Origin of the sequence: Psychrobacillus sp. OK028, from assembly GCF_900103605.1 — a bacterium.
Classification (GTDB): domain Bacteria; phylum Bacillota; class Bacilli; order Bacillales_A; family Planococcaceae; genus Psychrobacillus.
Map to the genome: position 1 here is coordinate 274132 of NZ_FNHY01000005.1, position 9886 is coordinate 284017.

Genomic DNA, 9886 nt, shown 5'->3' on the forward strand with positions numbered 1-9886 from the left:
TAAGTATAATAAAAGAAGCACCTAAAATAAATAAGAATTTTCTTTCAATTAAAAAGAACACCTTCTCATAAAGAGAAGGTGCTCCAAATATGTGTCTATTCAATTATTAACCTAACAGTTTAACGATTTCTCTATTAAACGCAGGAATATCATCTGGGGTACGGCTGGTTATCAACTGATTTTGGCAAACAAATACTTCTTCATCATGGAATTTTACACCTGCATTTTCTAAGTCCACTTTAATCGACTTATACCCTGTAGCATCTCGACCATCCAATGTTTTCGCAGTAATGAGTAATTGTGGACCGTGACAAATTGCAAACACTGGTTTTTTCTCATCCATAAAATACTTGGCAAATTGAACAAACCGATCATCTGCTCGTAAAATATCTGGCGAAAATCCTCCAGGTATAAATAGCGCATCAAAGTCTTCTGGTTTCACTTCGTCAATACCGTAATCGATTTTGACCGTTGCTTCTCCATTTTTACCTGTTACCTCTTTACCCGCTTCTTTTTCAATAGCAAATACTTCATGGCCTGCATCGTTCAGTGCCTGTGCCGGACCTGTGTATTCTACGTCTTCAAACATATTTGTGATTAATGTTGCTACTTTAGCCATTTCCTCACTCCTTGGTTTGTTTGGTTCTCTCTTACTATTCCACTAAACTTTGTCTAATAAACATAAAAATAAAAACCATTAGTCTGAAGACGTAGACATTTTTAACGCAGTTTTTTCATTTCCTAAGCTACATGATGGGGATCAGATATGAACCTACTTTAGGCCTCTATGGACTTTACGAGAATAAAGTCCATTTGTTCATCATCTCCCATGAAAAATGAGTGCTCTCCGAATCTTGTGAACCCCATCTTCTCATAGAAGGCTAGCGCATTTTCGTTTTTCTCCCAAACGCCTAGCCAGATTCGCTGCTTTTCTAACGTCTGTGCACGTTCTACTGCTTTTTGGTATAGTTGTTTACCTAACCCCGATTTCTGAAACTCTTGCAGAATATAAATCCTCTCGATTTCAAGGTCTCTGTCTTCCATCTGCTCCGTCTGTGCATCTCCCACATTGAGTTTCAAATAGGCAGCAATTGCTCCATCTACATAGGCGACAAAAAATTCGGAGTTCGGATTGAGAAGCTCGCTCAATAGTTTCTCTTCTGTAAATGCTTTTGCCAAATAAGCTTTCATATCTTCCATTTTGTTGTGTTCATGAAAAGTTTCATAAAACGTTTGACGACCAATTTGCTGCAACTGGTGAAGATTTTCTGACGTACACTGGCGAATCGTAATGGTCATGGTGGTCACTCCTTTTACTCAAAATAACATAAAATCCCTCACTCTTCGAAAAGAGGAAGGGATTGATATTAAAAGTTTTCTAATCTTTTACGTTGTTCGTGCAGTATCAGGAGACGGTCCTGATTTGGCTTTCTAGCTTATTCTTCTAAGCCCATTTCAGCTTTTACAACTTCAACGATTCGGTTTACGTAATTTTCGCATTCCTCTTCGGTTGCTGCTTCTACCATTACTCGAACTAATGGCTCTGTGCCAGATGGACGTACAAGAACACGACCATTTCCAGCCATCTCACTTTCTACTTCACTAATAATAGCTGCTACTTTTTCATTTTCTGTTACGGCATGCTTATCCGTTACTCGAACATTAATAAGCTTTTGTGGATAGATGGTCATTTCGGAAGCAAGCTCGGAAAGTTTTTTTCCTGTTATTTTCATAATGTTTACGAGCTGTAAACCTGTTAATAACCCATCACCCGTTGTATTATAATCCAAGAAAACAATATGTCCAGACTGTTCTCCGCCTAGGTTATAGCCATTTTTTTTCATCTCTTCTACCACGTATCGATCTCCAACCGCAGTTTTTACACTTGCCATATCATGTGTTTCTAAAGCTTTATAGAAACCCATATTACTCATCACAGTTGAAACAACTGTGCCGTTATTTAGACGACCGTGTGCATGAAGGTGCTTAGCACAAATATACATAATTTGATCTCCATCTACGATTTGTCCCTTTTCATCAACCGCAATCAGACGATCTCCATCTCCATCAAAAGCTAGCCCAACATCTGCTCCTTTTTCTAGAACAAATTTTGCTAAGTTTTCTGGATGAGTTGAACCTACCCCATCGTTAATGTTCAAGCCATTCGGTGAAGATCCCATAGTAGATAGATCTGCATCTAAATCTGCAAATACATGCGTACCAAGAGCCGATGTTGAACCATTTGCGCAGTCTAGGGCCACATGAATGCCTACAAATTCTTCATCTATAGTCTGCTTCAAATATTGAATGTATTTTTGTCCACCCTCGAAATAATCAGAAACCGAACCAACACCTGCTCCAGTTGGACGTGGTAATTCATCTATATCCTTATCTAATAACTGCTCAATTTCTTCCTCTTGTCCATCAGACAGTTTAAATCCATCAGAGCCAAAGAATTTAATGCCGTTGTCTGCCACTGGATTATGAGAGGCAGAAATCATCACTCCTGCATTTGCACTCATTGCTCTTGTTAAATAGGCAACAGCCGGTGTACTGACAACGCCTAAACGCATTACCTCGACTCCAACCGATAATAGTCCCGCAACTAGTGCACCTTCAAGCATGTGCCCCGATATACGCGTATCTCGACCGATCAATACTTTCGGTCGTTCTGTTACTTCCTTTGTTAGTATATAGCCACCAACTCTACCTAATTTAAATGCAAGTTCTGGCGTTAGTTCTGAGTTTGCAACTCCTCTTACTCCATCAGTTCCAAAATATTTTCCCATTTTATGCTTCTCTCCTTAAAAACCTGTTCTGTCTATTAAGCTTCTTTAACCGTGAGAACTGCTTCCTTCTCAGAAGTTACCCACTCTATATCCGAGGAACCTTCTACTTGGATAGGTAGTATGCTTTCCCCCACTTCGGATTTTGTTGCTTCTACATATATAGAGAAGTTGTTAAGCTGAACTTTTTCTAATGCCTCCGCTGTTCCTTTAGCAACAACTGAAATGGTGCCATTTGCTGGTTTTACAAAATTACTTACCAAGTTCTCTGGCAGTCCTCTCACCGTGATGGCAACTTGTTCAAATGACTTTTCTATAATGGTTGAAACAGTATCTTCTTGTTCCTCTGTTTCTACTGCATCAGGATCAGGAGCAATCGTAACGTCTCCTGTAATCTCAATTGTCTCTTTGGATAACTTTGTAACCCCTTCTGGTACAGCTAATTTCAAATCAAAGCTACCAGACTTCTCTATTTTACTGATATCTACGTCGACATTTAATTGTTGTATTTTATCGAGTACTGGTTTTGGTCCATATAATCGAATTGTTTCAGTCTTTGTAGTTAATCCATTTACGGTGATTCCTTCTTTCGGATTCCCTTGTTTCACAAGAGCTATAGGTACCACTTTACTATACTCTTCTACTTTCACGCTTACTTGAACAGAGCTTGGTTCCACGATAACATCTAGCTTATTTAAGTCAAGATCCAGTACTTTAACAGTTGTTTCTTGCTCAAAGGACTTATTGATGCCCTGATCTCCTGAAATAGTTGCTTTTACATAACCTATGCTATTGATAACACTTTTTGCTCCTGTAATCGTTACTTTTTGTGGTTTCACCTCATATGACTTAACCACATAGTTTTCAGCTAACAGACTTTCATTCATGTCCGTTTCTACGTTAAATTCACGAGATATCCGCTCTTCAATCACAACGTCTACAAATTGGGGATCTGTTCGAACATTTAATTTTTCCATAAAATTTTCCGTGGAAATCGGGACACGATGCGTACCGATTGTTAGCTCCCGGAGATCCACAAATACTTTAAAGTCTTTCATCAATTTAGCCGAAGCCACTAATTGACTGGGACCTTCTACATTTACGTTCACCGTCTTCGGTGGACCACTTACTACTAGATTATCATCATCATAATACACTTCAAGTGGGATATCACGAATGACATCAACATTATTGTTACTTGCATTTGTATTGTCACTTTCCATTTCACTTTTAACACTGATAAAAAGAGCAATGGCTAAAATTAGTGCAGTTATCCGCAAGAACCATGGATTATTCATCATCTTATCCATTTTGTTTCCCCCTCCACAACCATTTAGAAGACGTTACTTGCTCCTCTGTTGGAAACCAAAGGCGAGTTAAATGGGACTCAAATTCCTCGATTGATAAATCTCTTCTTAAATCCCCATTGGAGGTTAAGCTGATTGCACCAGTTTCTTCTGATACCACAATCGTTATCGCATCTGTCACTTCACTCAAACCAATTGCAGCTCGATGCCTCGTTCCTAGCTCTTTTGATATGAAAGGACTTTCGGATAAAGGCAAGTAGGAAGCTGCCGAAGCAATTGTATCTTTTTTAATAATAACGGCTCCATCATGAAGAGGAGTGTTCGGGATAAATATATTAATAAGAAGCTCTGATGTAATATAGGAGTTTAACGGGATGCCCGTTTCTATATAATCTGTCAAACCAGTTTCTCTCTCAATAGAGATGAGTGCTCCGATTCGTCTTTTTGCCATATAACTAATCGATTTTGTCATCGCTGTAATGAGTCGTCCTTGCTCTTCCTCGACTTGTAAGGTACTTCTAGAGAATAACTTCCCCCTACCAATCTGCTCGAGCGCTCTTCTTATTTCAGGTTGGAAAATAATAATAATGGCTAAGAAGCCAAATTCAATTACACGATCCAACAACCAATCAAGCGTGTTTAAGCCAAAAAAGTCTGTAATAACTCGTGCAATTACAATGACAAAAATACCTTTCAACAATTGAACTGCTTTGGTTCCTTTTATCAAGGTAATTACTTTATAAATGACAAACCATACAAATAAAACATCTAAAATATTTACAATAACGTTTACTGGCATTAGGTCTGTAAATTGCTCCATAAACGACATGTGGCATCCCCCACTTTTCATCACTAATCCATTTCTAAATAAGTATAACATAATTACGAGAATCCCTCGCTTTTGGAAGAAAAAAAGCGCAAGCGCTATGTAAGTCACGTAAAGGTGTCCTTTGCAGATGGGAAGTGAGTCTAAATTTGTGACACTGACTGACCCGTATCTTGTTGCCCAGAAACACTGAAGTGACTCGGGGGGCTGAGTGCTGGAGTAGGACTGACTCTGAGTAAAAAGTGTTTACTTTTTTGTGCCTAAAAAAGTCTATCCAATATCTATGGATAGACTTTTAGTTATTTTGCTTCTTCTTTTTCAAAGAATGATACGACTTCCTGGGCACCATATTTAATGTTATACCATAGCCAGTCAAACACTTCATTTATTTCCTCACTAGTGCCGGTAATATTTGCGGTTGAAGCCATATATGCAGAACCGTTGATAATAGTTAAGTTTCCATCTAATTCTCCATCAATCCGGACATCTCCGTTACGGACGACTAGATCACCTTTCACTACTTGTCCTTTAGGGATAATAACCGTTTCTCCCTCTACTACTACGTTTTCTTGCTTCGTAAATGAGAACTGCTGCTCATCATTAAAATTTGTAAAAAGTGCACCGCTCATCAACAAAAGGAACATTGCAGCCGCTGCAAGAACTGGATGACGTCGCAACCACTTGCTTACTCCTGCATGAGACTTCTCTTTCGGTAATCTAGCTATAACGGAATGACTGAAATCATTTGGCGCCTCTATATGAGCAGCCCCTTTGACGAAAGCAACAACATCGCTTAACTCATGCATATGGGCCTTACAAGCTTCGCATGATTGCAAATGAGATTTAAGTTCCAGTTCATGTTCACGGCTGATTTCACCATCTAGATATTCGTGCATAAAGTGAACAATTCGTTCTGGACACGCATTCATCGTGATTCCCTCCTATATTAGATATGAGGCTGTCTGCTTAGCTGTTTTCTAAGCGCTTCTCGTCCTCTATGAATTCTTGTTTTAACTGTTCCAAGTGGTAAATCTAATATCTCGCTTATTTCTTGCAGAGATAATTCTTCCATATATTTCAATACAATAGCCGACCTATATTTATCCGGAAGCCTACTAATTTCATACTGTATGCGTTCCTGTAGCTCAAGCTTCATAAGTTCTTCTTCTGGAAGCTCATCAGAAGTTGCAATTTGAGAATACATATCAAGTCCTTCTGTACCTCTTACTTCTGCATCCAAATAATAATCCGGCTTTTTTTTTCGAATACGATCTATACATAGATTTGTCGCAATTCTATACAACCAAGTTGAAAACTTTCTTTTTTGATCAAACGTATGAATATTAATATAAGCACGAACAAACGCCTCTTGAGCTATGTCCTCTGCCTCATGTCGGTTACCAAGCATTCTAAAGCATACTTGATATAGCCTATGCTGGTAAAGGTCGACAATCTCCGCGAATGCGTCTTTATCGCCTTTTAATACCTGTTTTATTCTTTTGTTCACTAACGCATCCATCGTGTAATATCGCCTCCGCTCCATGCGGCTGTCTTACCTATACGTATGAAGGTATCAACAGGTTTCATTTTATTTTATATATATTAATATTATCAAACATTTCCATCTTTGTGTGCATTTTCAAAAAGAAAAAAGCAGACTTTATGTCCACTTTTTTCTTCAAGATGTACCTTATTTGTTTTACACTAAGCTTTCTCCTAATAACGAACCCATCAGTCCAACTGCTACATCAGCTGTTTTATTTTTTTCATCGAGAATAGGGTTTACTTCTACGAATTCAGCCGAAGTTATCATATTGGAGGCATAGAGCATCTCCATCGCTAAATGACTTTCACGGTAAGAAATACCCCCAGCCACTGGAGTTCCTACCCCTGGAGTATACAGTGGATCTAAACCATCTAAATCAAGCGAAAGATGTACCCCATCCACCTTGCGATCCTTGAAATACTGAATTGTTTGAGTCATCACTTCCGACATCCCAAGCTTATCAATTTCATGCATGGAGAAAACTTTAATTCCTTTTTCTTTTATAAGTTCTCGTTCTCCTGGATCTACGGAACGAGCCCCAATAATAACAACATTCTCCGGTATAATCTTTGGTGCAAAATCACGAATATTCACTAGTGCCTCATGACCTAAACCAATACTAACTGCAAGTGGCATTCCATGGATATTTCCAGAAGGAGACGTTTCAGCTGTATTTAAATCGGCATGCGCATCATACCAAATGACTCCTAGGTTGTCATAGTGATCTGCTAATCCTGCAAGTGTACCTATTGCGATACTGTGATCACCACCAAGCACTATCGGGAAGTTACCGTCACCAATAATCTGATTCACTCGATTAGCAAGTGAGGTATTCGCTGCAATTACTTCTTCCAGATTACGTAATTTCGTATTTTGAGAAAGCTCTCTTCTACCTATTGCAATATCACCAACGTCATCAACAGCGTGCCCCAAATTCTGAAGTCTTTCTACCACTCCTGCATATCGTATAGCGCTTGGCCCCATATCGACACCTCTTCTATTTTGACCAAGGTCCATTGGAACACCGATAATTGATATATTTAATTTATTCATTACTTTATACCCCCTTTAGTTGTTACACCTATTGTAAGTGCTAAAGGGCAGTTGGCTCAACCGAGCATAATTACGAATATTTATTCATCAACTGAACGAGCATATATTGCACTTCCGGCCACTCACTATCAATGATAGAGTACACTATTGCATTTCGAACAGAACCATTCGATCTAATTCGTTCATTTCTCAATATACCCTCTTTTACGCCGCCAATTCGTTCAATTGCTCGCTGAGAGGATACATTCAATTCATCTGTTTTAAACTGTACACGAATGGTCCCCAACTGCTCAAAGCAATATTTTAACAATAAATACTTACAAGTTGTATTTACATGTGTACGCTGATATTGTTTCCCATAAAAAGTAGAACCTATCTCGCAACTATAATTTGAATGATCTATTCCATATATACGGGTAGTTCCCATAATCTCTTTCGTTTCTGTATTTTCTACGACAAATGCATGCGCAGTTCCTTCCACATTCATTTGATGAATTCCAGCACTCAACCATTTTTCTAGCTGGTCTTTGTTTTCAATTTTATTTAACATAAACTCAAAAATCTTAGGTTCATACAGCTCCCACAATAGATTACTATCTGAAGTGAGGAGTGGACGCAAAGTCACATCCCCATAGGTTAATGTCTCTGTCAAATCGTACACCTCCTATTTTTAATTATCATAAAGGAAAGTGCTCTATATTGGAAAGTATTTATTACCACAAAAAAACTCCTTCAACATTTCGTTGAAAGAGTTTCATTATAATATGTATGGAGCCTAGCGGGATCGAACCGCTGACCTCCTGCGTGCAAGGCAGGCGCTCTCCCAGCTGAGCTAAGGCCCCAAGAATTTTTTTATATAGAAAATAAATGGCTGGGGTACCTGGATTCGAACCAGGGCATGATGGAATCAAAATCCATTGCCTTACCGCTTGGCTATACCCCATTGAACTGGTGGAGGGGGGCGGATTCGAACCGCCGAACCCTAAGGAGCGGATTTACAGTCCGCCGCGTTTAGCCACTTCGCTACCCCTCCAAAGCTAAATATCAATATGTTGGTGGAGGATGACGGGCTCGAACCGCCGACCCTCTGCTTGTAAGGCAGATGCTCTCCCAGCTGAGCTAATCCTCCTGGGTTATAAAAAATATTTGTACGTTATAGTTTTCCATCGTGAACTAGTATTATTCATTCAGATGAAATTATTCTATGTCTTTGTTAAAACCAGACAAGAATTATAATATCATATATCTGACATTAGGACAAGTTTTTTCCTTAAATAATTTGTAGTAAGCTTCCAACCGGATTCGAACCGGTGACCTCTTCCTTACCATGGAAGCACTCTACCTACTGAGCTATGGAAGCAAAGACAAAAAAATGGCTCCGAAGGTAGGACTCGAACCTACGACCAATCGATTAACAGTCGATTGCTCTACCACTGAGCTACTTCGGAACGTTTTTAAAGTACAAATATAATTATAGCAACTCTATTTAAAATTTCAAGCTTGGATTTGAAGAATTACTTATAATGCAGATGCCCCTTGTGGATGCATGTGGCACGGTGTGCAGTCATCAACATTACAGTTAACAATGTGAAAGTGTTTTCCGTACAAAATTGTTATCTAAAATGATGAGATTAGTTAAAATAGCTGTATAGATCACTCTTGCATACTATCTTATATTAAAGAGCACGATTTTATATTGTTTGAAAGTATGATAGCCCATAGAATTGTCCATATAGCCCTTAAGTTTATTAATATAGCCCATAATCGGCTGATATCCGCCCATAAATTACTTTAAAGCCCATAAATAAAGCAATATAGCCCTTAATACTGTAACTATAGCCCATAAAGTAATTATATAGCACATAACTATCTATAATAAAAAAAGTCGTTACCGATAAACTCGGTAACGACTTTTTTATTGATGCCCAGCGACGTCCTACTCTCACAGGAGGAGACCCCCAACTACCATCGGCGCTGAAGAGCTTAACTTCCGTGTTCGGTATGGGAACGGGTGTGACCTCTTCGCCATCATCACTAGACTCTTTGGCTTTCAATACACATCGTACTTCTTCGTCAACTTCATTCGTTCGGTCAGTCACGTACGTTAGTACGTTCCTTTCCTCTCTCAATTGTTTCCTCGAATTACTCGTGTCTTGAAACCCTCATGTATAGAGTGTTTGTTCACTCAAAACTGGATAAACGACATTGTTTCGTTAAACAAATTTGGTTAAGTCCTCGATCGATTAGTATTCGTCAGCTGCACGTGTCGCCACGCTTCCACCCCGAACCTATCTACCTCATCGTCTTTGAGGGATCTTACTTACTTGCGTAATGGGAAATCTCATCTTGAGGGGGGCTTCGTGCTTAG

At 39.0% G+C, this 9886-nt stretch carries 9 protein-coding genes, 6 tRNA genes and 2 rRNA genes; all 17 read right to left on the reverse strand.

What is annotated here, in order from left to right; all coding sequences use genetic code 11:
- Positions 1 to 106 precede the first annotated feature (106 nt).
- Entirely contained in the window at positions 107 to 619 is a 513-nt protein-coding gene (locus BLR36_RS11030) for a type 1 glutamine amidotransferase domain-containing protein (protein WP_093061794.1), read from the reverse strand.
- A gap of 158 nt (positions 620 to 777) precedes the next feature.
- Complete coding sequence (locus BLR36_RS11035; RefSeq protein WP_093061795.1) at positions 778 to 1299, reverse strand: GNAT family N-acetyltransferase; 522 nt, start codon at positions 1297 to 1299, stop codon at positions 778 to 780.
- A 137-nt stretch (positions 1300 to 1436) separates the two neighbouring features.
- The gene (glmM, locus tag BLR36_RS11040; protein ID WP_093061796.1) at positions 1437 to 2789 is read right to left on the reverse strand and encodes a phosphoglucosamine mutase; all 1353 of its coding nucleotides are present in this window, start codon (positions 2787 to 2789) and stop codon (positions 1437 to 1439) included.
- A 35-nt stretch (positions 2790 to 2824) separates the two neighbouring features.
- A complete protein-coding gene (locus BLR36_RS11045; protein WP_093061797.1) occupies positions 2825 to 4096 on the reverse strand; it encodes a CdaR family protein in 1272 nt (423 codons plus the stop codon).
- Positions 4089 to 4922, reverse strand: a complete 834-nt coding sequence (gene cdaA / locus BLR36_RS11050; protein WP_093061798.1) for a diadenylate cyclase CdaA — start codon at positions 4920 to 4922, stop codon at positions 4089 to 4091. Before cdaA ends, BLR36_RS11045 begins: the two co-directional genes overlap by 8 nt.
- Before the next feature lie 296 nt (positions 4923 to 5218).
- Positions 5219 to 5848, reverse strand: coding sequence for a zf-HC2 domain-containing protein (locus BLR36_RS11055; protein ID WP_093061799.1), 630 nt, complete (start codon positions 5846 to 5848; stop codon positions 5219 to 5221).
- 17 nt (positions 5849 to 5865) lie between these two features.
- Positions 5866 to 6438, reverse strand: a complete 573-nt coding sequence (gene sigW, locus BLR36_RS11060) for an RNA polymerase sigma factor SigW (protein ID WP_093061800.1) — start codon at positions 6436 to 6438, stop codon at positions 5866 to 5868.
- A gap of 180 nt (positions 6439 to 6618) precedes the next feature.
- Positions 6619 to 7518: an arginase gene (rocF, locus tag BLR36_RS11065; protein WP_093061801.1), complete on the reverse strand. Its 900-nt coding sequence runs from the start codon at positions 7516 to 7518 to the stop codon at positions 6619 to 6621.
- Between the two features lie 70 nt (positions 7519 to 7588).
- Entirely contained in the window at positions 7589 to 8179 is a 591-nt protein-coding gene (locus BLR36_RS11070; RefSeq protein WP_254771378.1) for a GNAT family N-acetyltransferase, read from the reverse strand.
- 108 nt (positions 8180 to 8287) lie between these two features.
- Positions 8288 to 8360: transfer RNA gene (locus BLR36_RS11075), tRNA-Ala, on the reverse strand.
- A gap of 26 nt (positions 8361 to 8386) precedes the next feature.
- Positions 8387 to 8461: transfer RNA gene (locus BLR36_RS11080), tRNA-Gln, on the reverse strand.
- 6 nt (positions 8462 to 8467) lie between these two features.
- Positions 8468 to 8551, reverse strand: a tRNA-Tyr gene (locus tag BLR36_RS11085).
- Positions 8552 to 8571: 20 nt separating this feature from the next.
- Positions 8572 to 8647, reverse strand: a tRNA-Val gene (locus tag BLR36_RS11090).
- A 158-nt stretch (positions 8648 to 8805) separates the two neighbouring features.
- Positions 8806 to 8878 (reverse strand) — tRNA-Thr (locus tag BLR36_RS11095).
- Positions 8879 to 8891: 13 nt separating this feature from the next.
- Positions 8892 to 8966 (reverse strand) — tRNA-Asn (locus tag BLR36_RS11100).
- A 475-nt stretch (positions 8967 to 9441) separates the two neighbouring features.
- A 5S ribosomal RNA gene (gene rrf / locus BLR36_RS11105) occupies positions 9442 to 9557 on the reverse strand.
- A 184-nt stretch (positions 9558 to 9741) separates the two neighbouring features.
- A 23S ribosomal RNA gene (locus tag BLR36_RS11110) occupies positions 9742 to 9886 on the reverse strand; the annotation flags it as partial.